A 23247-nucleotide genomic window follows, 5' to 3' on the forward strand; every position below is an offset into this window, starting at 1 on the left:
TGCTCGCCGCCGGGCTGATGGGCCTCGTGTTCTTCAGCGCCGAATCGGGCCACGACCGGCGCGTCGCCGACGAGAACGCGGCGCACGAGCCGGAAGTCTGGCGCGATCCGCCGCCGGGCTAGAAGTCGATCTGGCTGCGCACGCCCACGATCGTCGCGCTGTAGTCGCGGTCCCCGCCCGTCCCCGCGATCGCGGCATCGTCGAAGACCAGCCGCCCGCCGTTCAGCGCGAACAGCACATAGTCGGTGGGCTTCCAGATCAGCGCGGCGAGATAGCCCTGCTGGCGCCCGCCGACGATCCCGGCGTCGCCGAGGTCGAGATAGTCGTAGCGCAGGCTGAGCGCGAAGGCGCCGATGCCGCCGTCCGGCACCGGCCTCCCGACCTTGATGCGATCGAAGGCGCCGTCCTTGTAGCCGCGCGATTCGCCGGTCAGCATCCAGCCGCCCTCGATATAGCCGCCGAAGAAGGTCGGGTTCGGGGCGCCCGCGACGGACACGTTCAGCCAGTGCGCCTCGGCCGCGGCGTGGAACGGCCCCGCGATCGCCGCCAGTTCGAGGCCGTAGCTCGTCTCCGCCGTCACCGGCAGCGCGGGCGTCGCGAGGAAGCGCACGTCGGTGGTGTGCACCTGCGGGCGCTGGCGATAGCGCGTGCCGCCGCCCGTGCTCCCGGCGTCGCGATAGTGCGCGGACGCGCCGGCGTGGAGCTGCGCGCCGCCCGTCTTCGGCGAGAACACGATTCGCCCGTCGACGCCGTAGCTGTCATTGGCGTCGTCCGACAGGTCGGCGATGTTGTCGGTGAACACGCCGCCCTGCAGCAGCACCGCCTTGCCGCGATACTGCGCCGAGATGCCGAGCCGCCGCTCGAACCCGAACGCGTCGGTGAACGCCGCGCGCTCGAGGAAGCTCGTGTTGACGTCGCTCGTCAGTTCCTCCAGCCCCTGGAAGCCGTTGTGCTGTCCGACGGTGAGCGTCGTCCGGCCGCGGGTGTAGTCAATATAGGCTTCCTGGAATTCGGGCGACGCGGGTACGAAATCGACATCGACGCGGTAGCCGAAGCCGCCGGGCATCGTGCCCTGCACGCCGAGATAGGCGCGCCTCGGCTCGTTCGAGAAGCCGAGGCCGTCGTCCGCGATGCCCGCCGGGCGCGAGACGCGCGCCGCGTCGAGCTGCAACCGCCCGCGCGGCTTGAAGCTCCAGCCCCCGGAGGACACCTCGGGCGCGCCCTTCCAGCTCACCTTGACCGGATCGGCGGCGGGCGCGGGAGGCGCGGGCGTTGCCGCCGCCTGCTGCTGCGCGGGCGCTGCGTCCTTCGCCGCCGCCTGCGCGCGCAGCGCCGCGACTTCCGCCTGCACCGCCTCGAGCTGCGCCTGAAGCGCCGCGAGCTTGGCAACCGCCTGTTCGAGCGTCACCGGTTCCGTCTGCGCCGCCGCCGCTGTCGGCAGGCCCGCAAACAGGCCCGTGAACGCCCCCGTGAACACCAATGCCGCATGGCGCGTGGTCATGACCGTCCCCTTCAACGCGACCGCTCGTGCGGTACGCGCGGGGGCGCTACCATGAAGTTCCCGCGTCGGAAACATGAACCTTGCCAGCGAACCGAAGATGCGGACCGAAGAGTCCGTCCGCCGCGTCGGCCTCAGGCGTCGACCGTCTCGACGGGCTGCACCTTGCGCGGGCGCCCGCGCGGACGGCGGGGCTTCTCGTCGTCAGCCGCAACGGGGGCCGCAACAGGAGCCTCGGCCGGAGCCTCGACGGCGGGAGCCGCCTGCCGCGCCTGCGCGGGGGGACGGCCGCGCCGCTTGGGGGCCGCCGGCGCCTCCTCGGCTGCGGGCGCATCGGCAGGCTCGGCACGGCGGGCGCTGCGCGCCAGCGTGCGGAGCGCGCCTTCATCCTCGCGCTCGTCGTCGGCCGGCCTCGGCTGCGGCGCGGCACGCGGCTGTTCGTACCGGTCCTGACGCTCGCGGTCCTGACGTTCCGGCCGTTCCTGACGTTCGCGTTCGGGGCGCTCACGTTCAGGGCGCTCACGTTCGGAACGGTCACGCTCCGGCCGGTCGCGTTCCGGGCGATCCTGCCGCTGGCGCGGTTCGAACCGCGGACGCTCGCGGCGATTGTCCTGAACGGGCGCGCGGGTTTCCACCTCGCCGTCGTCCTCGTCGCCCTCGTCCTCGCCCTCGTCGTCCTCGTCGCGGACATCGCGCTCGTCGGACTCGCGGCCGCGCCGTTCGGGGCGGTCGTTGTGCTGCTGGTACTGCGACTGACGCTCCTCCTGCCGCGCGCGCATCTCGGCGACGACGCGGTGGTAGTGGTCTGCGTACTGCATGTAATATTCGGCCTGGACGCGCTCGCCCTGCTGATGCGCCTCGCGCGCGAGGTTCGTGTATTTTTCGAGCAGTTGCAGCGCGTTGCCCCGCTGGCGCGGCTCCATGCTGCGATTACCCATCTCGCGACCACCACCTTGCGGACGCGGATTGCCGCGCCCACGACGCCGACCGGACTGTTGCCCATTCCTCATGAAATACTCTTTTCCCCGATACTGCCGGCCGATGCCGACTGTCGTTGTTCAGGACACGCGCTTGTCGCGTGTGGGTCCGGAAGCGACCGCCAAACGATTCTGCCTATCGTAAGTGCCCGGCGAAGGGATCATCGTCCTCGCCTGCGCCGTTTCGCTCTAGCGGGATTAATCCCGCATTCCAAGTCAAAAATCCGTGGGCGCCTGCGTCAGCACAACGGCCCTGTCGCGGCCGCCGAGGTCGCGTTCCACCACGCCTTCCAGCCCCGCGTCCCTGCCCATCGCCAGCACGGCATCCGCCTGTGTCCAGCCGATTTCGAGGATCGCGACTCCGTCCGGCATCAGCAGCCCGGCAAGCGCCGGGACAAGGCGCCGGTAGGCGTCGAGCCCGTCCGCGCCCGCGAACAGCGCCGCGTGCGGCTCATGCTCGCTGACGCCCGGGCCGGTCGTCTCCGTCTCCCCGATATAGGGCGGATTGGAGAGGATTAAAGAGAAACGCCCCGCGATTCCCGCGGCCCAATCGGTTTTCACGAACCGGCAGCGCGCCGCGAGGCCGAGCCGCCGGGCGTTCCGCGCGGCCACCGCGAGCGCCGTGTCGGACATGTCCGTCGCCACGGCCTCCGCGCCGGGCCATTCGCTGAGCGCCGCCAGCGCGAGCGCGCCCGAGCCGGTGCCGAGGTCGAGGATGCGCAGCGCTGCCGTCTTGGGAAAACGCCTCAGCGCCGCCGCGATCAGCGTTTCGGTGTCGGCGCGCGGGATGAGCACGCCCGGCCCGACCTCGAGGTCGAGCGACCAGAATTCCTGCCGCCCGAGAATATAGGCGACCGGCTCGCCCCCGGCGCGGCGCGCGATCAGCGATTCGGCGGCGGCCGTGTCCGCAATCCCGGGATTGCCGAGCAGCAGCGCCTCGCGGCTGGTCCCGATCGCGTGCGCGACGATCAGCTCCGCGTCGAGCCGGGCCGTCTCCCCGCCGATCCGCGCCGCCGCGTCCCTGACGAGATCAAGCGCCTTCATTCAGGTTCGCGAGCCGCGCCGCCTGGTCCTCGGCGATCAGCGCCGCGACGAGTTCGCCGAGGCCTACGCCCTCCATGATCTCGGGCAGGCGGTGCAGCGTCAGGTTGATGCGGTGGTCCGTCACGCGCCCCTGCGGGAAGTTGTACGTGCGGATGCGCTCTGAGCGGTCGCCCGAGCCGACCATCGACTTGCGCGCGCCCGCGCGCTCGTTCGCCAGCTTCTCGCGCTCCAGCTCGAACAGCCGCGCGCGCAGCACCTTCAGCGCCTTCGCCTTGTTCTTGTGCTGGCTCTTCTCGTCCTGCTGGCTGACGACGAGGCCGGTCGGCAGGTGCGTGATGCGCACGGCGCTGTCCGTGGTGTTCACCGACTGGCCGCCGGGGCCGGACGAGCGGAACACGTCGATCCTGAGGTCCTTCTCGTCGATCTGGATGTCGACGTCCTCGGCTTCCGGCAGCACCGCCACCGTCGCGGCGGAGGTATGGATGCGGCCGGAGGCTTCCGTGGCGGGCACGCGCTGCACGCGGTGCACGCCGCTTTCGAACTTCAGCTTCGCGAACACGCCCTGCCCGGTGACGTTCGCGATCACCTCCTTGATGCCGCCCGCGTCGGCCGAGGACATTTCCATCGTCTCGACGCGCCAGCCCTGCGTTTCGGCATAGCGCTGGTACATGCGGTAGAGATCGGCCGCGAACAGCGCCGCCTCCTCGCCGCCCGTGCCGGCGCGGATTTCGAGGATCGCCGAGCGCTCGTCCGCCATGTCCTTCGGCAGCAGCAGCACGGCGAGCGCCTTCTCGGCGTCGGGCAGCCGCTCCTTGAGCGCGAGCAGTTCCTCCTCGGCGAGCGCCACCATCTCGCGGTCGCTCTCGCCGCCGTTCACCATCGCGGAGAGGGTCTCCACCTCGTCGCGCATCGCGCGCACCGCGCCCGCCGCCTCGGCGACCGGCTTCAGCTCCGCATATTCCTTGGAAAGCGCGACGAACTTGTCGGCGGAGAGGTCGCCCGCCGACATCTGCCCGGTCAGCTCGGCATAGCGCGCCTCGATCTGCCGGATGCGCGCGGTCGGCACGCCGCTCATCGCAGCGCCCCAAGGAGTGTTTCGGCAAGCGCGTCCAGCGCCACGCGCCACTGCTCGCCGGTCGCGAGCCGCTTCACCGTCGCCTCGCCCGCCGCCAGCTCGTCGTCGCCGATGATGACGGCGTAGCGCGCGCCTGCCGCGTCCGCCTTCTGCATCCGCTTCTTCATGTTGCCGCGCCACGTCTGCTCGGCGGCGAGGCCCGCGCGCCGCAACGCCTGCAGCACCTCGAACGCCTTCGCCTCGGCCGCCGCGCCCATCGGCACGACCGCCGCGTCGATCGTCTCGGCCGCGGGCGCGTCCAGCAGCATCGCCAGCCGCTCGATCCCGGCCGCCCAGCCGACGCACGGCGTATGCGGCCCGCCGAGCGCTTCCATCAGCCCGTCGTAGCGCCCGCCGCCGAGCACCGTGCCCTGCGCGCCGAGGTGCTCGGTGATGAACTCGAACGTCGTGTGGCGGTAATAGTCGAGCCCGCGCACCAGCGCCTCGTTGCGCTGATAGGCGACACCCGCCGCGTCCAGCCCCTTGCGGACGGCATCGAACCACGCGCCCGCCTCCGCCGACATATAGGCGTCGATCCGCGGCGCGTCGGCGACGAGCGCCTTGTCGGCGGCGTCCTTGCTGTCGAGGATGCGAAGCGGGTTCTTCTCCAGCCGCTCGCGGCTCTCGGCCGAAAGCGCGTCGCGGTGCGCCGAGAAGTGCGCGATCAGCGCCGCCTGCCACGCCGCCCGCGTCTCCGGGTCGCCGAGCGTGTTGAGGTTGAGCACCGTCTTGCCCTGAAGGCCGAGCGCGTCGAGCACGTGCTGCGCGAGGGCGATGATCTCCACGTCCGCCGCCGGCTCGCCGGAGCCGAGGATTTCCGCGTCGAGCTGGTGGAACTGGCGGAAGCGGCCCTTCTGCGGCCGCTCGTAGCGGAACGCCGGGCCCCACGCCGCGAGCTTCATCGGCGCGTGCTGCTGCCAGCCGTTCGAGATGTAGGCGCGCGCGATTCCCGCCGTGAACTCGGGCCGCAGCGTCAGCGATTCGCCGCCGCGGTCCTCGAACGTGTACATTTCCTTCGAAACCACGTCGGTCGTCTCGCCGAGCGAGCGCGCGAACACGCCGGTGAACTCGAACACCGGCACGTGCACCGGGCGGAAGCCGTAGAGTTTCCGCACGCGCGTGAACGTCTCGATCACCTGATCGAACCGCGCGGCGTCCTCGCCCACCATGTCCTGCGTGCCGCGCACGGCCTGAATCTTGCTGCTCATACGCGCCGCGCTTTAGACGGGTTCGGGTGCCGTGGAAACCGTTCATGCGATTTCTGCTGCGGCGCAACATTCGGCGGTTCCCTTCGCCGCGAAGACCCGCTAAACGCCGCGCGTCATGGACATATCGAAGATTCCCGTCGGACCGAACCCGCCCCACGAGCTCAACGTCATCATCGAGGTGCCGATCGGCGGCGAGCCGGTGAAGTACGAGTTCGACAAGACCTCCGGCGCGATCTTCGTGGACCGCATCCTGCACACGCCGATGCGCTATCCGGCGAACTACGGCTTCATCCCCCACACGCTCGGCGAGGACGGCGACCCGCTCGACGCGCTCGTCGTCACGCGCTCGCCGATCATCTCGGGCGCCGTCATCCGCGTGCGTCCGGTCGGCGTGCTGCTGATGGAGGACGACAAGGGCGGCGACGAGAAGCTGCTCACCGTGCCCGTCGATTCGACCTTCCCCTACTACGGCAACGTCGCCGACCACAGCGACCTGCCGCCGATCGTGCTGAAGCAGATCGAGCACTTCTTCGAGCACTACAAGGACCTCGAGCCCGGCAAGTGGGCGAAGCTCAGCGGCTGGGGCAACGCCGACACGGCGAAGCGGATCATTCTGGACGGCATCGAGCGCGCCAAGGCCAGGGGCTGAGCCTTTACCGGCCGGCACAATTCCGTCATTCCTCCCGGCAAATGCTTTTCCGGGGAGGTCGTTTTGCGTGCGCTCTGTTCGTTCCTGATTCTTCTGGCGGCGCCCGCCACCGCTGAAAACAGCCGCCCGGCCGCACCCGCTTCTGTCCATGCCGATCGACCGGCGCAGGATGTCCGCTACCCCGGCGTCATGACGCTCGACGTCGACGCCACCAATGTCGCGCAGCGCATCCTCCGGGTCCGTCAGGTCATCCCCGTCGCCGCGCCGGGGCCGCTGACGCTGCGCTACCCGGAATGGCTCCCCGGCAAGCACGCGCCGCGCGGGCCGATCGCGTCGCTCGCCGGGCTCGCGATCCGCGCGGACGGCAAGCCGGTCGCGTGGAAGCGCGATCCGCGCGATGTTTACGCCTTCACCGTGGACGTCCCCCGGGACGCACGCGCTCTCGACGTCAACTTCGACTACTTGTCCCCCACCGAAACCAGTCAGGGCCGCGTCAGCGTGACGCCCGAGATGCTGAATCTCCAGTGGGAAACGGTCGCGCTCTATCCGGCGGGCCACTACACGCGCCAGATCCGCGTGCGCCCCTCCGTCACGCTCCCCGCCAGCTGGCAGGGCGTCGCCGCGCTCGACGGCGTGACGCGCAGCGGCGACACGCTCCGCTACGGCGAGACCGATTTCGAGACGCTCGTCGACAGCCCGATGTTCGCGGGCCGCAACTACAAGGCGTGGGACCTCGGCCACAGCGTCCGCCTCAACGTCTTCGCCGACCGCCCCGGCGACCTCGCCGCCACCGCCGACCAGATCGAGGCGCACCGCCGCATGGTCGACCAGACCGTGAAGCTGTTCGGGTCGCGCCACTACGACCGCTACGAGTTCCTGTTCGCGCTCTCCACCGAGCTCGGCGGCATCGGCCTCGAACATCACCGCAGCTCGGAGAACGCGCTCCCCCGCACCTATTTCACGGACTGGGCGAACACCGCGTCGATGCGCAGCCTGCTTCCCCACGAGTTCGTCCATAGCTGGAACGGCAAGTTCCGCCGCGGTGCCGATCTCTGGACGCCGGACTACCGCACGCCGATGCAGAACAGCCTGCTCTGGGTCTACGAGGGCCAGACCAGTTACTGGGATTTCGTGCTCGCCGCGCGCTCCGGCCTGATGCCGAAGGACGTCGTGCTCGGCGAGATCGCCGCCTATGCCGCGAACTACCAGCTCCAGCCCGGCCGCGCGTGGAAGCCGCTCCTCGACACGACCAACGATCCCGTCACCAACGCCCGCCACCCGCTGGCCTTCCGCTCGTGGCAGCGCTCGGAGGACTATTACAACGAGGGCGCGCTCATCTGGCTCGAAGCCGACATGCTGATCCGCGAGAAAACCGGCGGCCGCAAATCGCTCGACGATTTCGCGCGCGGCTTCTTCGGCGTGCGCGACGGCGACTGGGGCGTCGTCACCTACACGTTCGAGGACGTCGCCGCCGCGCTGAGCGCGGTCGTGCCCCACGACTGGGCGACGTTCCTCAAGACGCGCGTCGACGAGATCGCGAAGCCGCCGCTCGGCGGCATCGAGAAGAGCGGCTACCGGCTCGTCTTCAGGGAAACGCCGAACCCCTATCAGGTCTCGAACGACGCGCGCAGCCGCACCGCCGATCTCAGCCATTCGGTCGGCATCACCGTCAGCGCCTCCGGCGTCATCTCCAACGTCGTCTGGGACGGCCCGTTGTTCCGCGAGGGCGTGACGACCGCGACCCGGATCGTCGCCGTGAACGGCCGCGAGTTCAACGAGGCCGATTTCAGATCGACGATCACCGCCGCGAAGGACGGCAAGAGCCCGATCGAGCTGCTGCTGAAGGAAGGCCCGCGCTACCGCACCATCCGCCTCGCCTACACCGGCGGCCTGCGCTATCCGCACCTCGAACGCGTCGGCAGTAGCCCCGCGCCGCTCGACCGCGTGCTCGACCCCCTACGCTGAGGCGGCGAGCGCTCTCAAGGCGTCGCCGTCGACGCAGTTGACGATCCATTCGTTCATCGACCGCGCGCCGAGCGCACGGTAGAAGTCGATCGCGGGCGTGTTCCAGTCGAGCACCCACCATTCGAGGCGCGCGCAGTCCCGCTCGATGGCAAGCGCCGCGAGCCGCGACAGCAGCGCCTTGCCGACGCCTTTGCCGCGCGCTTCGGGCACGACGAACAGGTCTTCGAGGTAGATGCCCGGCCGCCCCTCGAAGGTCGAGAAATTGTGGAAGAACAGCGCGAAGCCCACGGGCGCGCCGTCGTCCTCGGCGATCAGCACCTCGGCGTAGGGGCGCGGCCCGAACAGTGTCTCGCCGAGCTTCGCCTCGTCGAAGCGGACTTCGTGGGCGAGCTTCTCATACTCGGCGAGGCCGCGGATGAACTGCGCGATCAGCGGCAGGTCGGCGGGCGTGGCGGGACGGATCGAGAGGGTCACGCTCAAACCTCGCCGATCCTGACGATCGTCCCGACCTCCAGCTCGTCGATCCGCAATTTGCGGATGCGCGCCTTGCCGATGCTGAGGCGGCCGATCGCGAGTGCGCCGACAGCGAAGGCCCCGAGCGCGAAGGCGCCGACCGCGAACGCAGCGACGGTGCCCGAGCCAAGGGTCGCGGCGCCCGTCGCCGACGCGCCGGTCGCGACGGCCTTGCGCGCGACCGGCGGTTCGATCTGGACGATGCCGGCTTCGGTCTTCATGCAGCCTTGCCGTGCAGCGTGTCCATACTCACCGCGCTGCCTGCCTCGATCTCGGCGGCCTTGGCTTCGACGAGCCCCACGATATGCGCGATCATGTCGGCGTTCTCGATCGTGTGGTCGGTGACACCCGACAGGAAGACCATATGCTTGCCGTTGCCGCCGCCAGTGATGCCGATGTCGGTCTCGCGCGCCTCGCCGGGACCGTTGACGACGCAGCCCAATACCGAGAGCGACATCGGGGTCTTGATGTGCTGGAGCGCATCTTCCAGCGCCTGCACGGTACGGATGACGTCGAAGCCCTGGCGCGCGCAGCTGGGGCAGGACACGACGCGGACACCGCGGGTACGCAGACCGAGCGCCTTCAGGATCTCGAAGCCGACGCGCACCTCCTCCTCGGGCTCTGCCGACAGCGACACGCGGATGGTGTCGCCGATACCGAACCAGAGCAGCGAGCCGATGCCGATCGCCGACTTCACCGTGCCGCCGATGAGCCCGCCCGCCTCGGTGATGCCGAGATGCAGCGGGCAGTCCACCGCCTCGGCGAGCTGCTGGTAGGCGGCGACGGCGAGGAACACGTCCGAGGCCTTCACCGCCACCTTGTAGTCGCGGAAATCATGCTCCTCGAGCAGGCGGATATGATCGAGCGCGCTTTCGACGAGCGCCTCCGGGCACGGCTCGCCGTACTTCTCGAGCAGGTCCTTCTCGAGGCTGCCCGCGTTGACGCCGATGCGGATCGCGCAGCCGTTCGCCTTCGCCGCGCGCACCACCTCGGCGACACGCTCCGACGAGCCGATGTTGCCGGGGTTGATGCGCAGGCACGCCGCGCCCGCGTCGGCCGCTTCGAGCGCGCGCTTGTAGTGGAAGTGGATGTCGGCGACGAGCGGCACCCGCGCCGCCTTCGCGATCTGCCGGAACGCCGCCGTCGATTCGACATCGGGGCACGACACGCGGATGATGTCCGCCCCCGCCTCCTCGCAGCGGCGGATCTGGTCGATCGTCGCCTTCGCGTCCGAGGTCGGCGTGTTGGTCATCGTCTGCACGGTGATCGGCGCATCGCCGCCCACGGCGACACTGCCCACCATGATCTGCCGCGATTTGCGCCGCGCGATGTCGCGCCAGGGACGAACGGACATTTCGAAAAATCTCACCTTTCGGGGGCGGATATACGCGAGCTTCATGACGAACCCAAGGCCTGTCGGTTCCGGGCCTGCCGGTATCGGGGGCTGGCGCGATGCGGCGGATCGTCTAGCCTCCGCGCATGGGGGCAGCGCAATCGCCAGGGCCGCCGGAAGGGCGCCACTACGGGATGGACTGGCTGCGCATAGGCGCGTTCGGCCTCCTGATCCTCTATCACGTCGGCATGTATTTCGTGCCGTGGGACTGGCACGTGAAGGCCGCCCACCCCGATCCGCACGCCGCGATCCTGATGCTGGCGACGAACAGCTGGCGGCTCGCGCTGCTCTTCGTCGTCTCGGGTTACGCGAGCGCCGCGCTGTTCGCCCGGCAGCCGAGCCCCGCCGGCTTCGCGCGCTCGCGCTCGGCGCGCCTGCTGGTGCCGCTCGCCTTCGCGATTCTCGTCGTCAACCCGCCGCAGCCGTGGATCGAGCTGACGGTCAAGCACGGCTACACGGGCAGCTTCGGGCATTTCTGGCTGCATGACTATTTCCGCTTCGGCGCGCTCGAAGGCATCATCCTGCCGACGTGGCAGCACCTGTGGTTCGTCGTCTATCTCTGGGCCTACAGCATGGCACTCGCGCTGCTCCTGCTGCTCCCGGCCGGGCCCCGCGCGCGGATCACGCGAGTTTGCGAAAGCGCGCTCTCAGGGCCTGCGATTCTCGCCGTGCCCATCCTGCTGCTGACGCTGAAGGCGCTCGTTCTGTTCCCGGGCGCGGACGAGACCCATGCCCTCGTCGACGACTGGGCGGCGCACGCCGTGTATTTCCCGTGCTTCCTGTTCGGCGTGCTGCTGCGCGGATCGCCTGCGCTCTGGGCGGCGATCCGCCGCTGGTGGCGTCACGCGGCGGTGCTCGCGGTGGCGGGCTACGCGGTGGTCGCCGCCATCGCATATCTCCATCCGGGGAGCACGCCGCCCGGCGATACGCTGACGGCGCTGTTCCGCGGCGCGCGCGCCGTGCAGGGCTGGGCGGCGATCGTCGCGCTGATCGGCGTCGCCGACCGCTGGCTGAACCGGGACGCGCCGGTGCGCGGCACGCTGACCGAGGCCGTGTTCCCGCTCTACATCGCGCACCAGACGATCATCATCGTCGTCGGCTGGTGGTTGCTGCCGTTCGGCCTTCCCAACCTCGCGGCCTTCGCGGTCCTCGTCGCCACGACCGCGGCGGGGAGCTGGCTCTTCTACGCCGCGGGCCGCGGCATCCCGCGGCTCCGACCGCTGATCGGCCTCGGCGCAAAGGAAAAGGGCCGCCCCGAAGGACGGCCCTCTCCAACTGCGCAATGAATGCGGGTCTTAGCTCGCGGCGGCGCCGACCAGCACGGTGACGGCGCGGCGGTTCTGCGCCCAGGCGCTCTCGTCCGAACCTTCGACGGCCGGGCGTTCCTTGCCGTAGCTGATCACGCTGATGCGATCGGCGCTGACGCCCTGCCCGGCGAGATAGTTCTTCACCGAGTTGGCGCGGCGCTCGCCGAGCGCGAGGTTGTATTCGCGCGTGCCGCGCTCGTCGGCGTGGCCTTCGATCGTCACCTTGACGTTCGAATACTGGGCGAGCCACGCGGCCTGGCGGCTGAGCGTCGACTGCGACGCGCTGTCGAGCTGATACGAATCGAATTCGAAGAACACGCGGTCGCTGCCCGCCTGCTGGATGAAGTCCTCGACGCTGCCGGGCACGACCGTGCTGGTGACGGGCGCGGACGGCGGAGCATACGGGGTCTCAACCGGAGCGGCCGGCGGCGGCGGCGGCGGCAGCTCTTCCTTCTTCTTCGAGCAAGCGGCGGTGGCAACCAGCGCCGCGACCATCGCGGCCTTCAAAGCAGTGTTCATCATCAATCGTCTCCCTGTCTCAAACGAAAGCAATCCGGATGCGCGCCAAGGACATTGCCACGCGAACACTCAAGAATCATTACGCTTTCCTATCCGAAGTCTGAGGGCAAGCCTTAATCTTAGCTGAACGTCCGGAAATTTAGGGCAGCAAGGGTGACCATGCCGGGTCCGATCCGTCGAGCGGCGTCGGAATCCGGCGCTCGTTGACACCGGTCAGGTCCACCGACCAGAGGTCGGCGCGGCCGCCCCGCTGGCTGCGGAAAAACATCACGACGCGGCCGTTCGGCGACCATGTCGGCCCCTCGTCGCCCCAGCTGTCGGTGAGCAGGCGTTCGCCCGAGCCGTCGGGGCGCATGACGCCGATGCGGAAGCCGCCGCCGCCCACGCGCGTGAAGGCGATGAGATCGCCACGCGGCGACCACACCGGCGTCGCGTAGCGGCCGCTGCCGAAGCTGATCCGGCGCTGGTCCGAACCGTCGGCGTTCATCACGTAGAGCTGCTGCGAGCCGCCGCGGTCCGATTCGAACACAATCTTGCTGCCGTCCGGCGAATAGCTCGGCGCCGTGTCGATGCCCGGGGCGCTCGTCAGCCGCTGCGGCGTGCCGCCGTTCACGCCGATCCGGTAGATGTCGGTGTTGCCGCCCTGCGCCATCGAGAAGATGAGGCTCTGCCCGTCCGGCGAGAAGCGCGGCGCGAAGCTCATGTTCGGCAGGTTGCCGACCAGCGTCTGCCGCCCGGTGCCGATGTTGTAGATGTACACGCGCGGCCTGTCCTGCGCGAACGACATGTAGGCGATCGTCTGCTGTCCCGGCGAGAAGCGCGGCGTCAGCACGAGGTTCTGGCCGTTCGTCAGGAAGCGGTGGTTGGCGCCGTCCTGGTCCATGATGGCGAGGCGCTTGATTCGCTTCGTCTGGCTGCCGGTTTCCGACACGTAGACGATGCGGCTGTCGAAGTATCCGCTTTCGCCGGTCAGCCGCGAATAGACGGCGTCCGCGCACTTGTGCGCGGCGCGGCGCCAGAACGCAGGCTGCGTCGAGAAGCCCTCGCGCGCAAGGATCTCCTCCGAGAATACATCGTAAAGATAGCAGCCGACCGTGATCGAGCCGTCGCCGTTCACCTGCACGAAGCCGGTGACGAGCGCCTGCGCCGCCACCGTGCGCCAGTTCGCGAAGCGCGGCGCCAGCACGTCCGGGTACGACACGGTCGTGGTGAAGGCGGACGGGTTGATCGGCCTGAAGAGGCCCGAGCTTGCAAGGTCGTTCGAGACGACCTCGGCCACCTGCCGCCCGAGCGCGGCGGTGTCGCCCGCCACGGTGCTCGCGAGTGCGGGCGTCGTGAACGCCGGCACGGCGATCGGCATCGGCTTCGAGATGCCCGCGTTGATGTCGACACGAAGCTGGGCGGCGGCGGGCGTCGCGGCGATCGCGATCAGCAGCGCCGACAGTGCGGAAATGAGGCTTTTCACAGGCATATCCTTAAAGCGTCTCGCTTGGGTCGAAGTTGAGTTCGAAATCCTTCCACCCGTCATAGAGTTCCGGGGGCAGTCCGGCCAGAGAGCAGGCCGGGTTCATCACGGCGCGGATAGCGGCGTCGCGCGCCACGCGGCCATAGGCGGCGTTGCCGGCGCCGACGCCGCTCTGCGACAGCACCTCGGGCCGCCCGATGATGGTGCCGTCGCGCTGCACACGCACGCGCAGCAGCGTCTTGATGCTGCGCGCGTCGGGGCCGCCCGCATTGGGGTCCCAGCAGCGGTAGATGCGCTCGCGGATCGCCTGCGCCAGCGTCGCCATCGTGCGCGCGTCGAGCTTCGCGCCTTCCGGGATCGCCTGCTCGATCGACTTCGCGAAGTCGGTCGGCTTCGTCTTCCTCGGCGCGTCCTTCAGCGATTTGTCGATCAGGTTCGAAAGGTCGCGTTTCGGCTTCGGCTTTTCCGCGGGCTTGGGGTCGGGCTTCTTCGGCTCTTCCTTGGGCTTCGGGGGCGGCGGCGCCTCCTTGGGGAGCGTTTCCTGCGGCGGCGGCGTCGGTTCCGGCTTCAGCTCGGGCTTCGGCTCCACGACCTCCGGCTGCGTCTCCTCCACTGTCTCGCGCGGCGCGGCCTCGATCGAGGGCTTGGGCTTCTCCTGCACCGTCGGCACGTCCGAGATGTCGACGAACTCGACCGGGATCGGCTCCACGATCGGCGGGATGTCCTTCGACATCAGGCTCCAGCTCAGCGACAACGCCGCGAACAGCGCGAGGTGCGCCGTGCCCGCGATCAGGATCGCGCGGCTCTCCGTCACCGGTCCTCGGCGCCGGCCTCGCTCACCAGCGCGACCTTCCTGAAGCCTGCGGCGTTCACCTCGCCCATCACGCGCATGACATTGCCGAAGTCGAGCCGGCGGTCGGCGCGCACGTAGACGCGCGGCCCCTCCGCCTCGCCCGCGCGCGCCTCGCTGATGGCGGCGAGCTTCGCGGCGAGTTCCTCGGCGGGCACGCGCTGTTCGTCGATGTAAATCTCACCCTCCGCATTCAGCGAAAGCTGGATCGGCGTGTTGTCCTGCTTCAGCGCCCCCGCCTTGCTGTCGGGAAGGTCGATCGGCACGCCGGAGACGAGCAACGGCGCCGTGATCATGAAGATGATGAGCAGCACGAGCATGACGTCGACGAGCGGCGTCACGTTGATCTCGCTCATCGGCGGCGCCTTGCCGCCCCTGCGTCCGCCGGGAGAGAGCCCCATCGCCATGCGTCAGGCCTTCGGCGCCATGGTTTCGAGCTCGCGCGACAGCTCGCCCTGGAACTCCTCGGCGAAGTTGTGCAGCCGCCCCTCGATGCGGCCGATGCCGTAGAGCAGCCGGTTGTAGCCGATCACCGCCGGGATCGCCGCGAACAGGCCCATCGCCGTCGCGAACAGCGCCTCGGCGATGCCCGGCGCCACCACCGCGAGCGTCGTGTTCTGCGTCGCCGCGATCGAGGTGAAGCTGCGCATGATGCCCCACACCGTGCCGAACAGGCCGACGAACGGCGAGACCGATCCGATGGTTGCGAGGATGTTGAGCCGGTCCGAAAGCGTGTCGATCTCGCGCGCGATGGCGACGCCCATCACGCCGGTAAGGCGCGTGCGGAGGCCGACGCGGTCGTACTTGCCGCCCGCCGTCGAGCGCCGCCACTCGCTCATCGCCGCGGCGAACACCTTGGTCGCCGGATGCTCGGACTTGCCCGGCGCCTCGCGTATGTCTTCGAAGCTGTTCGCCTTCCAGAAGCGGTTCTCGAACGCCTCGGTCTGCTTGCCGATCACCTTCAGCCGCCGCGCGCGCTCGATGATGATCGCCCACGACCAGATCGAGGCGAAGAGCAGCCCGATCATCACCGCCTTGACGACGATGTCGGCCTGCATGAACAGCGCCCACAGCGACATGTCCGCGGCCCCCGCCAGTGCGACGCTTGCGACCTCAGTTTCCATCCGGCTCCCCGTTCTCCGCCTTTACGGCCAGTTCCTCGAAAATCCTGCGCCATTCGGGCGGCTGGCGCTTCGGCCTGCCGTCTCGCCCGACGAGCGCAGCTGTAACAAGCGCATCCGTGACGAGTTCCCCTGAACGCACGATGACTTGCGCGATCCGGCACGACGCCGCGCCGATGCTTTTCACGCGGCTCTCCACGTGCAGCACGTCGTCGAGCCGCGCCGGGCGCACGTAGCGGATGCGAAGGTCCGTCACGGCATATGCCCCTTCGCCCGCCTCGAAGTACGCGCGCTGGTCGATGCCCGCGACGCGCAGCATGTCCGACCGCGCGCGCTCCATGAAGCGCAGGTAGTTGGCGTGATAGACGACGCCGGACAGGTCGGTGTCCTCGAAATAGACGCGCACGGGGAAGCGGTGAACACCGTCCACAAAGGCGCCTGAGGGAGGGCCGCTTGTCGTTTCACCCGTCATTTCCGTCCGGTGTCTAACCGGGCACGACTCGCCGGGGAAGCCCGAAAATTCGCCGATTCACGGGGCGCCTCAGTCCTCGAACGGAAGCACGTCGCCCGCGCCCGCGGGCGGTGTCAGCCCGAGGTGCGTCCACGCCCGCCCGTTCAGCATCCGCCCGCGCGCCGTGCGCGCGACGAGGCCGAGCTGGATGAGGTAGGGCTCGACGACCTCCTCCAGCGTGTCGCGCGGCTCCGAAAGCCCCGCCGCCAGCGTCTCGATGCCCACCGGGCCGCCCCGGTAGATGTCGGCGATCATGCCGAGATAGCGTCTGTCCATCGCATCGAGCCCGAGCGCGTCGACCTCCAGCCTGAGCAGCGCGGTATCCGCTGCCTGACGATCCACGATGTCCGCACCCGCCACATGCGCGAAGTCGCGCACGCGCCGCAGCAGCCGCCCGGCGATGCGCGGCGTGCCGCGTGCCCGCCCGGCGATCTCGCGCGCGCCTTCGGGCGAAAGCGCCATGCCGAGCAGCCCGGCCGCGCGCGTCACCACCTGTTCAAGTTCGGAAACCGTATAGAAGTTGAGCCGCACCGGAATGCCGAAACGGTCGCGAAGCGGCGTCGTGATGAGCCCCGAGCGCGTCGTCGCGCCGACGAGCGTGAACGGCGGCAGGTCGATCCGCACCGAGCGCGCCGACGGCCCCTCGCCGATCATGATGTCGAGCGCGCGGTCCTCCATCGCCGGGTAGAGGATCTCCTCCACCGCCGGATTCATCCGGTGAATCTCGTCGATGAACAGCACGTCATTGGGTTCGAGGTTGGTGAGCAGCGCCGCGAGATCGCCCGCCTTGGCGATCACCGGCCCCGACGTTGACCGGAACCCCACCCCCAGCTCGCGCGCGATGATCTGCGCCAGCGTCGTCTTGCCGAGGCCCGGCGGCCCGAAGAACAACACATGGTCCATCGCCTCGCCGCGCTGCTTCGCGGCGGAAATGAACACGCGCAGATTCTCCCGCGCCGCTGCCTGCCCGACGAACTCCTCCAGCCGCTTCGGCCTGAGCGCGGCATCGACATCTTCCGCCCGGCGTTCACCGGTCACGAAGCGCTGATCATCGGGTTGCGTGGCCATCGGCGGACCCTACCGCGCCGCCTTCTTGAGCGCCAGCCGCACCACGGCCCCGACATCGGCGCCCTCGCCCGCCTCCGCGATAGCGGCAGTGACGACGCGGTTCGCCTCCGCGGGCTTGTAGCCGAGATTGGCGAGCGCCGAGAGCGCGTCCGCCGCGATGCCGCCCGCAGGCGGGGACGGCGCGAAGCCGCCGACCGGGATCGTCGCCCCGGCGATGCCGCCCGCCTTGTCCTTCAGTTCGTTGACGATGCGCTCGGCGAGCTTGGGTCCGACGCCGCTCGCGCGGCCGACCATCGTCCTGTCGCGGTTGGCGATCGCCGCGTGCAGCTCGTCCGTGGAGAGCACCGACAGGATCGCGAGCGCCACCTTCGCGCCGACACCCTGCACGGTCTGGAGGAGCCGGAACCAGTCGCGCTCGCGCTCGGCGAGGAAACCGAACAACTGGATCGCGTCCTCACGCACGTACGTCTCGATATGCAGCGTCACCGGCGTGCCGGCACCGCCGAGGTTAGCGAGCGTCTTCGCCGAGGCCGAGACGAGATAGCCGACGCCGTTCACGTCGATGACGGCATGATCCGCGCTCACCGAATCGAGCAGGCCCTTCAGCTTGGCGATCATCGTGCGTACCCCCCGAGCGCCTTTGCGCTCGCCAGATGATGCGCATGGCAGACGGCGACGGCAAGCGCGTCGGCTGCGTCGGCGCTCCTGATCTTCACGCCCGGCATCAGCCGTTCGACCATCGCGCGCACCTGGTCCTTTTCCGCCCCGCCCGTGCCGACCAGCGCCTTCTTGACGAGCCGCGTCGCGTATTCGGCAACCTCCAGCCCCGAGCCCGCGAGCGCCGCCAATACCGCGCCGCGCGCCTGCCCCAGCTTCAGCGTCGATTGCGGGTTCTTGTTCACGAACACCTCTTCGGCCGCCGCCGTCTCCGCGCCGCTTTCCGCCACCACGCCCGCGACCCCCGTGTAGAGCGCCGAGAGCCGTGCGGCGAGCGGCGCGTCCGCGGGAATGCGGAGCGTGCCGTGCGCGATGTGCGAGATGCGGTTGCCCTCGGCCCGGATCACGCCCCAGCCGGTGGCGTTCAGCCCCGGATCGACGCCGAGGATGATCAGGCCAGTTTCTCCATCACCTCGTCGGAGACCTCGTAGTTGCCCGACACGGTCTGCACGTCGTCGTCGTCGTCGAGCGCGTCGATCAGCTTGAGGAGCGATCCGGCATCGCCTTCGGCAACGGACACCATCGTCTGCGGACGCCATGCGAGCTTCGCGGCCTCGGGCTCGCCGAGCACGGCTTCGAGCGCCTTCGCGACCTCGTGCAGCGCGTCCTGCGCGGTCCAGACCTCGTGGCCGTCCGCGTCGGACTGCACGTCCTCCGCGCCCGCTTCCAGCGCCGCCTCGAACACCGCATCGGCGCTGCCCGCCTTCGCGGCGTATTCGATGAGGCCCATGCGGTCGAAGCCGTGGCTCACCGAGCCGGACGCGCCGAGGTTGCCGCCGTTTTTCGAGAAGATGGTGCGGACGTTCGTCGCGGTGCGGTTGCGGTTGTCGGTCAGCGCCTCGACGATCAGCGACACGCCGCCGGGGCCGAAGCCCTCGTAGCGGATCTCCTCGTAGTTCTCGACGTCGCCGCCGCTCGCCTTGTCGATGGCGCGCTGGATGTTGTCCTTGGGCATGGACTGCGCCTTCGCCGCGAGCACGGCCGCGCGCAGGCGCGGGTTCATGTCCGGGTCGGGCGTGCCCATCTTGGCCGCGACGGTGATCTCGCGGGAGAGCTTCGAAAACATCGCCGAACGCTTTTTGTCCTGCGCGCCCTTGCGGTGCATGATGTTCTTGAATTTGGAATGGCCTGCCATGTGCCTCGTTCGTGCCGGTTTCGAGAGTGTGGCCGGTCTTTACGCGAGCGCGCCCGCTGCTGGCAATGTTCAGGACACGGTGACGGCCGTTCCCGAGGCCGAGACCATCAGCATCGAGCCGCCCTGCCCCAGCACCTCGTAGTCGAGGTCGATGCCGACGACGGCGTTGGCACCCAGCTTTCGCGCCTCTTCCGCAAGCTCGGCGAGCGCCTGCTGGCGCGCATCGCGCAGCACGCTCTCGTAGGAGCCCGCACGCCCGCCGACGATGTCGCGGATACCCGCGAACAGGTCGCGGAAGATGTTGGCGCCGAGGATCGCCTCGCCGGTGACGACGCCGTGGTACTTCGTCGCCGGGCGGCCTTCGATTGTGGGGGTGGTCGTGAGGATCATCACATCTCTCCCAGCGCGCGGCGCAGCATGACGACGGCGAGATGCGCGCGGTATTCGGCGCCGGCGTGGATATCGGAATTGAGACCGTCCGGGGAAAGCGCCGGGATCGCGCGCCCCGCATTGATCGCAGCCTCGGCCTCGCGCCAGCGGAACACGCCCGGTCCGGCCCCGGTGACGGCGATGCGCGCGCCCTCCGGGAAGCGCGCCGCGAACACGCCGACGAGCGCGTAGCGCGAGGCCGGGTGCGCGAACTTCGCGTAGGCCGCCTCCATCGGCTCGCGGAAACCGATGCGGGTGATGATCTCGCCCTCGTCGAGCGCGGTCGCGAACATGCCGAGGAAGAAATCGTCCGCAGCGTGGGACCCGCGATCGGTCTCGATCACCGCGTCCAGCGCGAGCACCGCCGCCGGATAATCCGCCGCCGGGTCGTTGTTGGCGACGCTGCCGCCGAGCGTGCCCCGGTTCCGCACCTGCGGGTCGCCGATGCCGCCCGCGAGCCGGGCGAGCGCCGCGATCGGCGCGTCCGCCGCGACCTCGGCGTGGCGCGTCATCGCGCCGATCCAGACGCGGCCGTCCGCGCGCGTCATGCCGGAGAGGCCGGGAACGCGGGCAAGGTCGACGAGCGCATCGGGCGCGCGCAGCCGCGATTTCATCGCCGGGATGAGCGTGTGCCCGCCCGCGAGACAGGCGACATCGCCGCCGGCGCCGAGTAACGCTGCCGCTTCGGCAAGGCTCGCGGGGCGATGATAGCCGGTCACAGCGCCGCCGCCCCGGCGCGGATCGCCTTCACGATGTTGGTGTAGCCCGTGCAGCGGCAGAGATTGCCTTCGAGGTCGTGGCGGATGGTTTCCTCGTCCACGTCCGGCCCGTGCCGCTCCGCGATGGCGATGCCGGCGATCACCATGCCCGGCGTGCAGAAGCCGCATTGCAGCCCGTGCGCCTCGCGGAACGCCGCCTGCATCGGGTGCAGCGCGCCGTCCTTCGCCAGCCCCTCGATCGTCGTCACGGCGCTGCCGTCCGCCTGCCCGGCGATCACCGTACAGCTCTTCACCGCCTTGCCGTCCATCAGCACGTTGCACGCGCCGCACTGGCTGGTGTCGCAGCCGATGTGCGTGCCGGTGAGGCGCAGGCGGTCGCGGAGAATCTCGACGAGCAGCATCGTCGGCTCCACGTCGAGATCGCAGCGGGAGCCGTTGACGGTCAGGCTGATCTGCATGGGCAAGGATACTATCGGCGCGCGCTTCCCGCGCCAAGCCGCCCGAAAAGAGAAAAGCGGCGACACCGGGGCCGTGGCATCGCCGCTCAACTCAGGGTTTTCGCCTGGAGGCAAGTCGGGGTCGTTGACCGCCGCCAGGTTGGGTCGCCGCCTTTGCCGGGGCCGTGGCGCCGGCGGCTGTCCGGAGAACAGCAAACGGTGTGCCAGATTCTCAACGCATTGATTTTATTGAGATGAGTAATTTTCCGGCGTCGGAATTCCGTCCCGGAACGGGACAGGCGGCGCATCATGCGTCCCATCGCGGGACGCGCGGGCCACGCGCAGCGTCAATCCTGCAGGCCCAGCGCCGCCTTGTAGGTATCGAGCAGCGCTTCCATCTCCTGCCGCGCGCTCTTGTCCATCTTGCGCAGGCGCACGATGGTCTTCATCGTCTTGGGGTCGAAGCCTTGGCTCTTCGCCTCCGCGTAGACGTCCTTGATGTCGTCGGCGATGCCCTTCTTCTCCTCCTCGAGCCGCTCGATGCGCTCGATGAAAAGACGGAGTTGTTCGACGGATACGTTGTCGGTCATGCCTGCCTCGAATCATGGAAGAAGAAATCGGAGGCGGTTGGTAAGTCGCCCCGTCCGCTTCCGCAAGGCGGCTCAGTGCGCGTTCTTCGCGACGCTCTCGTCCATGCGGCGCATCTGCGCGTCGGTCGCGGGCGTCTGGTGCTTCGCCTTCCACTCCTCCGGGTCCATGCCGTAGACGAGCGCGCGCGCCTCTTCCTTGCCGAGCGTGACGCCGCGCGCCGCGCCCGCCGCGCGCAGCCAGTCGCCGAGGCAGTTGCGGCAGAAGCCGCCGACGCCCATCAGGTCGATGTTCTGCACGTCGGTGCGATGCCGCAGGTGCTCGACGAGCCGCCGGAACGCCGCCGCCTCCATTTCGGTCCGCACGTTGTCGTCGATCGTCATGACCATGCTCCTGTCTCTTTGCGCGGGCGGGCGGAACGCATTAGGGATACGCGCTGCGCACGCACCGCCGAAGGGTTTCCATGAAGACTGAACCGCGACGCCGCAAGGTCCGCATCCTCGCAACGCTCGGGCCGGCATCGAGCAGCTACGATCAGATCCGTGCGCTGTACCTCGCGGGGGCGGACGCCTTCCGGCTCAACATGAGCCACGGCGGGCACGAGGGCCACACCGCGGTCGTCGGCCATATCCGCGCGCTCGAACGCGAAACGGGTCGGCCGATGACGATCCTCGCCGATCTGCAAGGTCCCAAGATCCGCATCGGCCGCTTCGACGCTCCCGTGGAGCTCAAGAACGGTCAACGCTTCACGCTCGACCGCGACGATACGCCGGGCGGCGCCATCCGCGCCTATCTGCCGCACCCCGAGATCTTCGGCGTCACCCGGCCCGGCCAGCGGCTGCTCATCGACGACGGCAAGGTGGCGCTGCGCGTCCTCGACGTGACGCCGGATGCGATCGAGACCGAGGTGGCGGTCGGCGGTCGGCTGTCGTCCAACAAGGGCCTCAACGTCCCCGACGCCGTCGTGCCGCTCGCCGCACTCACGGAGAAGGACCGGCGCGACCTCGATTTCGCGCTCGACGCGGGCGTCGACTGGGTGGCGCTCAGCTTCGTGCAGCGGCCCGAGGACGTCGCGGAAGCGCGGCGGCTGATCGGCGGGCGCGCGCAGCTCCTCGCCAAGATCGAGAAGCCGCAGGCGCTCGACCGCCTGACCGAGATCCTGGAGATCGCCGACGCCGTGATGGTCGCGCGCGGCGACCTCGGCGTCGAGATGCCGCCCGAGGCCGTGCCGATGGCGCAGAAGCGCATCGTGCAGGCGGCGCGCAAGGCGGGCCGCCCGGTCGTGGTCGCGACGCAGATGCTCGAATCCATGATCGCCTCGCCGACGCCGACGCGCGCCGAGGTGAGCGACGTCGCCAACGCCGTGTACGACGGCGCCGATGCCGTCATGCTCTCCGCCGAATCGGCGGCGGGCGCATGGCCGGTGGAGGCCGTGCGCATGATGGACGCGATCGCGGGCGCGGTCGAAACCGATCCCGAGCACGCCCGGCGCGTGCATTTCACCGAAACGCTGCTCGAGCCGACGACCGCCGACGCGCTCTCCGCCGCCGCCGGCCAGATCGCCGGCACCATCTCGGCGCGCGCAGTGTGCTGCTTCACCACGTCCGGCTCCACCGCGCGCCGCGCCAGCCGCGAACGCATCAACGTGCCGCTCCTCGTGCTGACGCCGAAGCTCGCGACCGCGCGCCAGCTCGGCCTGCTCTGGGGCGTCCACGCCGTGCACACGCGCGACGTCGGCGACTTCGAGGAGATGGTGAGCAAGGCGAAGCGCATGGCGCTGCGCGCCGGGGTCGCGGGCGGCGGCGACCGCATCATCATCATGGCCGGCGTTCCGTTCGGCACGCCGGGCTCGACGAACGTGCTGCACATCGCGCGGCTCACCGGCGATGAACTGAAAGGCCGCAAATAGGCTGTTCAAGTCGAGCGGCGGCACGCTCAAGTCTTGCGAAGAGAATCGTTTCGCATCCGCCGACTTCGTTTTGACGTTCGCATGACGGCCATCCCGTAATCGTCCGGCATC

The 23247-nt window shown here is 69.4% G+C and carries 28 protein-coding genes (1 of these 28 running past the window's edge); 5 read left to right on the plus strand and 23 right to left on the minus strand.

The window, feature by feature from the left end; translation table 11 throughout:
• Positions 1 to 122 carry the 3' end of a hypothetical protein gene (locus tag PE061_RS04825; RefSeq protein ID WP_271258024.1) on the plus strand. 160 nt of this gene lie to the left of the window's left edge, so only the last 122 of its 282 coding nucleotides appear in the window; the start codon falls outside the window, past its left edge; its stop codon occupies positions 120 to 122.
• On the opposite strand, the gene PE061_RS04830 is transcribed toward PE061_RS04825, so the two are convergent.
• From PE061_RS04830 to hisS, 5 genes are all read right to left on the minus strand, one after another.
• Positions 119 to 1501: an OprO/OprP family phosphate-selective porin gene (locus PE061_RS04830; RefSeq protein WP_271258025.1), complete on the minus strand. Its 1383-nt coding sequence runs from the start codon at positions 1499 to 1501 to the stop codon at positions 119 to 121. The genes PE061_RS04825 and PE061_RS04830 overlap by 4 nt on opposite strands.
• A 131-nt stretch (positions 1502 to 1632) precedes the next feature.
• Positions 1633 to 2508: a DUF4167 domain-containing protein gene (locus PE061_RS04835; protein WP_271258026.1), complete on the minus strand. Its 876-nt coding sequence runs from the start codon at positions 2506 to 2508 to the stop codon at positions 1633 to 1635.
• 183 nt (positions 2509 to 2691) lie between these two features.
• The gene (gene prmC / locus PE061_RS04840; RefSeq protein ID WP_271258027.1) at positions 2692 to 3519 is read right to left on the minus strand and encodes a peptide chain release factor N(5)-glutamine methyltransferase; all 828 of its coding nucleotides are present in this window, start codon (positions 3517 to 3519) and stop codon (positions 2692 to 2694) included.
• Complete coding sequence (gene prfA, locus PE061_RS04845; protein ID WP_271258028.1) at positions 3506 to 4594, minus strand: peptide chain release factor 1; 1089 nt, start codon at positions 4592 to 4594, stop codon at positions 3506 to 3508. Before prfA ends, prmC begins: the two co-directional genes overlap by 14 nt.
• Positions 4591 to 5841, minus strand: coding sequence for a histidine--tRNA ligase (gene hisS, locus PE061_RS04850; RefSeq protein ID WP_271258029.1), 1251 nt, complete (start codon positions 5839 to 5841; stop codon positions 4591 to 4593). Before hisS ends, prfA begins: the two co-directional genes overlap by 4 nt.
• 115 nt (positions 5842 to 5956) lie before the next feature.
• Here hisS and ppa point away from each other — a divergent pair, with 115 nt between their 5' ends.
• On the plus strand, positions 5957 to 6490 hold the full coding sequence (gene ppa, locus PE061_RS04855) for an inorganic diphosphatase (RefSeq protein ID WP_271258030.1): 534 nt from the start codon (positions 5957 to 5959) through the stop codon (positions 6488 to 6490).
• Between the two features lie 63 nt (positions 6491 to 6553).
• On the plus strand, positions 6554 to 8455 hold the full coding sequence (locus PE061_RS04860) for a M61 family metallopeptidase (RefSeq protein ID WP_271258031.1): 1902 nt from the start codon (positions 6554 to 6556) through the stop codon (positions 8453 to 8455).
• On the opposite strand, the gene PE061_RS04865 is transcribed toward PE061_RS04860, so the two are convergent.
• Genes PE061_RS04865 through ispG form a run of 3 tightly spaced genes read right to left on the minus strand, consistent with a single transcriptional unit; the run spans position 8447 to position 10322 of the window.
• Complete coding sequence (locus tag PE061_RS04865; RefSeq protein WP_271258032.1) at positions 8447 to 8929, minus strand: GNAT family N-acetyltransferase; 483 nt, start codon at positions 8927 to 8929, stop codon at positions 8447 to 8449. The two genes, PE061_RS04860 and PE061_RS04865, sit on opposite strands and share 9 nt — an antisense overlap.
• Positions 8930 to 8931: 2 nt before the next feature.
• Positions 8932 to 9189 carry a hypothetical protein gene (locus PE061_RS04870; protein ID WP_271258033.1) on the minus strand — a complete coding sequence of 86 codons (258 nt, stop codon included), beginning with the start codon at positions 9187 to 9189 and terminating at the stop codon, positions 8932 to 8934.
• Complete coding sequence (gene ispG / locus PE061_RS04875) at positions 9186 to 10322, minus strand: flavodoxin-dependent (E)-4-hydroxy-3-methylbut-2-enyl-diphosphate synthase (protein ID WP_271258034.1); 1137 nt, start codon at positions 10320 to 10322, stop codon at positions 9186 to 9188. The genes PE061_RS04870 and ispG overlap by 4 nt, the downstream gene beginning before the upstream one ends.
• 173 nt (positions 10323 to 10495) lie before the next feature.
• Here ispG and PE061_RS04880 point away from each other — a divergent pair, with 173 nt between their 5' ends.
• A complete protein-coding gene (locus PE061_RS04880; RefSeq protein WP_271258035.1) occupies positions 10496 to 11647 on the plus strand; it encodes an acyltransferase family protein in 1152 nt (383 codons plus the stop codon).
• 9 nt (positions 11648 to 11656) lie between these two features.
• Here the strand turns inward: PE061_RS04880 and pal are convergent, their stop codons facing one another.
• The 15 genes from pal to PE061_RS04955 all read right to left on the minus strand — a co-directional run bounded on the left by pal (position 11657) and on the right by PE061_RS04955 (position 21616).
• Positions 11657 to 12190, minus strand: a complete 534-nt coding sequence (gene pal, locus PE061_RS04885) for a peptidoglycan-associated lipoprotein Pal (protein WP_271258036.1) — start codon at positions 12188 to 12190, stop codon at positions 11657 to 11659.
• A gap of 136 nt (positions 12191 to 12326) precedes the next feature.
• Positions 12327 to 13658, minus strand: coding sequence for a Tol-Pal system beta propeller repeat protein TolB (gene tolB / locus PE061_RS04890; protein WP_420794365.1), 1332 nt, complete (start codon positions 13656 to 13658; stop codon positions 12327 to 12329).
• Positions 13659 to 13662: 4 nt separating this feature from the next.
• The gene (locus PE061_RS04895) at positions 13663 to 14466 is read right to left on the minus strand and encodes a hypothetical protein (RefSeq protein ID WP_271258038.1); all 804 of its coding nucleotides are present in this window, start codon (positions 14464 to 14466) and stop codon (positions 13663 to 13665) included.
• Complete coding sequence (gene tolR / locus PE061_RS04900) at positions 14463 to 14909, minus strand: protein TolR (protein WP_271258039.1); 447 nt, start codon at positions 14907 to 14909, stop codon at positions 14463 to 14465. The genes PE061_RS04895 and tolR overlap by 4 nt, the downstream gene beginning before the upstream one ends.
• Positions 14910 to 14912: 3 nt before the next feature.
• The gene (gene tolQ / locus PE061_RS04905; RefSeq protein ID WP_271258040.1) at positions 14913 to 15626 is read right to left on the minus strand and encodes a protein TolQ; all 714 of its coding nucleotides are present in this window, start codon (positions 15624 to 15626) and stop codon (positions 14913 to 14915) included.
• A complete protein-coding gene (locus PE061_RS04910; RefSeq protein ID WP_271258041.1) occupies positions 15616 to 16095 on the minus strand; it encodes a YbgC/FadM family acyl-CoA thioesterase in 480 nt (159 codons plus the stop codon). Before PE061_RS04910 ends, tolQ begins: the two co-directional genes overlap by 11 nt.
• Before the next feature lie 69 nt (positions 16096 to 16164).
• Positions 16165 to 17202 carry a Holliday junction branch migration DNA helicase RuvB gene (gene ruvB / locus PE061_RS04915; RefSeq protein ID WP_271258042.1) on the minus strand — a complete coding sequence of 346 codons (1038 nt, stop codon included), beginning with the start codon at positions 17200 to 17202 and terminating at the stop codon, positions 16165 to 16167.
• Between the two features lie 9 nt (positions 17203 to 17211).
• Positions 17212 to 17820: a Holliday junction branch migration protein RuvA gene (ruvA, locus tag PE061_RS04920; protein WP_271258043.1), complete on the minus strand. Its 609-nt coding sequence runs from the start codon at positions 17818 to 17820 to the stop codon at positions 17212 to 17214.
• Complete coding sequence (gene ruvC, locus PE061_RS04925) at positions 17817 to 18314, minus strand: crossover junction endodeoxyribonuclease RuvC (RefSeq protein ID WP_271259127.1); 498 nt, start codon at positions 18312 to 18314, stop codon at positions 17817 to 17819. Before ruvC ends, ruvA begins: the two co-directional genes overlap by 4 nt.
• The gene (locus tag PE061_RS04930; RefSeq protein ID WP_271258044.1) at positions 18311 to 19054 is read right to left on the minus strand and encodes a YebC/PmpR family DNA-binding transcriptional regulator; all 744 of its coding nucleotides are present in this window, start codon (positions 19052 to 19054) and stop codon (positions 18311 to 18313) included. The genes ruvC and PE061_RS04930 overlap by 4 nt, the downstream gene beginning before the upstream one ends.
• 69 nt (positions 19055 to 19123) lie before the next feature.
• Entirely contained in the window at positions 19124 to 19444 is a 321-nt protein-coding gene (locus tag PE061_RS04935; RefSeq protein ID WP_271258045.1) for a heavy metal-binding domain-containing protein, read from the minus strand.
• A complete protein-coding gene (locus PE061_RS04940; protein WP_271258046.1) occupies positions 19444 to 20202 on the minus strand; it encodes an FAD binding domain-containing protein in 759 nt (252 codons plus the stop codon). The genes PE061_RS04935 and PE061_RS04940 overlap by 1 nt, the downstream gene beginning before the upstream one ends.
• Complete coding sequence (locus tag PE061_RS04945) at positions 20199 to 20660, minus strand: (2Fe-2S)-binding protein (protein ID WP_271258047.1); 462 nt, start codon at positions 20658 to 20660, stop codon at positions 20199 to 20201. Before PE061_RS04945 ends, PE061_RS04940 begins: the two co-directional genes overlap by 4 nt.
• 326 nt (positions 20661 to 20986) lie before the next feature.
• Entirely contained in the window at positions 20987 to 21229 is a 243-nt protein-coding gene (locus PE061_RS04950) for a DUF2312 domain-containing protein (protein WP_271258048.1), read from the minus strand.
• Positions 21230 to 21301: 72 nt separating this feature from the next.
• Positions 21302 to 21616: a DUF1244 domain-containing protein gene (locus tag PE061_RS04955; RefSeq protein ID WP_271258049.1), complete on the minus strand. Its 315-nt coding sequence runs from the start codon at positions 21614 to 21616 to the stop codon at positions 21302 to 21304.
• A gap of 74 nt (positions 21617 to 21690) precedes the next feature.
• Between PE061_RS04955 and pyk the strand changes: the two genes are divergently transcribed.
• Complete coding sequence (gene pyk / locus PE061_RS04960) at positions 21691 to 23136, plus strand: pyruvate kinase (RefSeq protein WP_271258050.1); 1446 nt, start codon at positions 21691 to 21693, stop codon at positions 23134 to 23136.
• Positions 23137 to 23247 lie beyond the last annotated feature (111 nt).

The organism is Sphingosinicella microcystinivorans (assembly GCF_027941835.1).
Lineage (GTDB): Bacteria > Pseudomonadota > Alphaproteobacteria > Sphingomonadales > Sphingomonadaceae > Sphingosinicella.

Coding starts and splice junctions, on each gene's coding strand:
- PE061_RS04830 (WP_271258025.1), bottom strand. CDS start 1,501: ATGACCACGCGCCATGCGGCATTGGTGTTCACGGGGGCGTTCACGGGC.
- PE061_RS04835 (WP_271258026.1), bottom strand. CDS start 2,508: ATGAGGAATGGGCAACAGTCCGGTCGGCGTCGTGGGCGCGGCAATCCG.
- prmC (WP_271258027.1), bottom strand. CDS start 3,519: ATGAAGGCGCTTGATCTCGTCAGGGACGCGGCGGCGCGGATCGGCGGG.
- prfA (WP_271258028.1), bottom strand. CDS start 4,594: ATGAGCGGCGTGCCGACCGCGCGCATCCGGCAGATCGAGGCGCGCTAT.
- hisS (WP_271258029.1), bottom strand. CDS start 5,841: ATGAGCAGCAAGATTCAGGCCGTGCGCGGCACGCAGGACATGGTGGGC.
- ppa (WP_271258030.1), top strand. CDS start 5,957: ATGGACATATCGAAGATTCCCGTCGGACCGAACCCGCCCCACGAGCTC.
- PE061_RS04870 (WP_271258033.1), bottom strand. CDS start 9,189: ATGAAGACCGAAGCCGGCATCGTCCAGATCGAACCGCCGGTCGCGCGC.
- ispG (WP_271258034.1), bottom strand. CDS start 10,322: ATGTCCGTTCGTCCCTGGCGCGACATCGCGCGGCGCAAATCGCGGCAG.
- PE061_RS04880 (WP_271258035.1), top strand. CDS start 10,496: ATGGACTGGCTGCGCATAGGCGCGTTCGGCCTCCTGATCCTCTATCAC.
- pal (WP_271258036.1), bottom strand. CDS start 12,190: ATGATGAACACTGCTTTGAAGGCCGCGATGGTCGCGGCGCTGGTTGCC.
- tolB (WP_420794365.1), bottom strand. CDS start 13,658: ATGCCTGTGAAAAGCCTCATTTCCGCACTGTCGGCGCTGCTGATCGCG.
- tolR (WP_271258039.1), bottom strand. CDS start 14,909: ATGGCGATGGGGCTCTCTCCCGGCGGACGCAGGGGCGGCAAGGCGCCG.
- tolQ (WP_271258040.1), bottom strand. CDS start 15,626: ATGGAAACTGAGGTCGCAAGCGTCGCACTGGCGGGGGCCGCGGACATG.
- PE061_RS04910 (WP_271258041.1), bottom strand. CDS start 16,095: ATGACGGGTGAAACGACAAGCGGCCCTCCCTCAGGCGCCTTTGTGGAC.
- ruvB (WP_271258042.1), bottom strand. CDS start 17,202: ATGGCCACGCAACCCGATGATCAGCGCTTCGTGACCGGTGAACGCCGG.
- ruvA (WP_271258043.1), bottom strand. CDS start 17,820: ATGATCGCCAAGCTGAAGGGCCTGCTCGATTCGGTGAGCGCGGATCAT.
- PE061_RS04930 (WP_271258044.1), bottom strand. CDS start 19,054: ATGGCAGGCCATTCCAAATTCAAGAACATCATGCACCGCAAGGGCGCG.
- PE061_RS04935 (WP_271258045.1), bottom strand. CDS start 19,444: ATGATCCTCACGACCACCCCCACAATCGAAGGCCGCCCGGCGACGAAG.
- PE061_RS04945 (WP_271258047.1), bottom strand. CDS start 20,660: ATGCAGATCAGCCTGACCGTCAACGGCTCCCGCTGCGATCTCGACGTG.
- PE061_RS04950 (WP_271258048.1), bottom strand. CDS start 21,229: ATGACCGACAACGTATCCGTCGAACAACTCCGTCTTTTCATCGAGCGC.
- PE061_RS04955 (WP_271258049.1), bottom strand. CDS start 21,616: ATGGTCATGACGATCGACGACAACGTGCGGACCGAAATGGAGGCGGCG.
- pyk (WP_271258050.1), top strand. CDS start 21,691: ATGAAGACTGAACCGCGACGCCGCAAGGTCCGCATCCTCGCAACGCTC.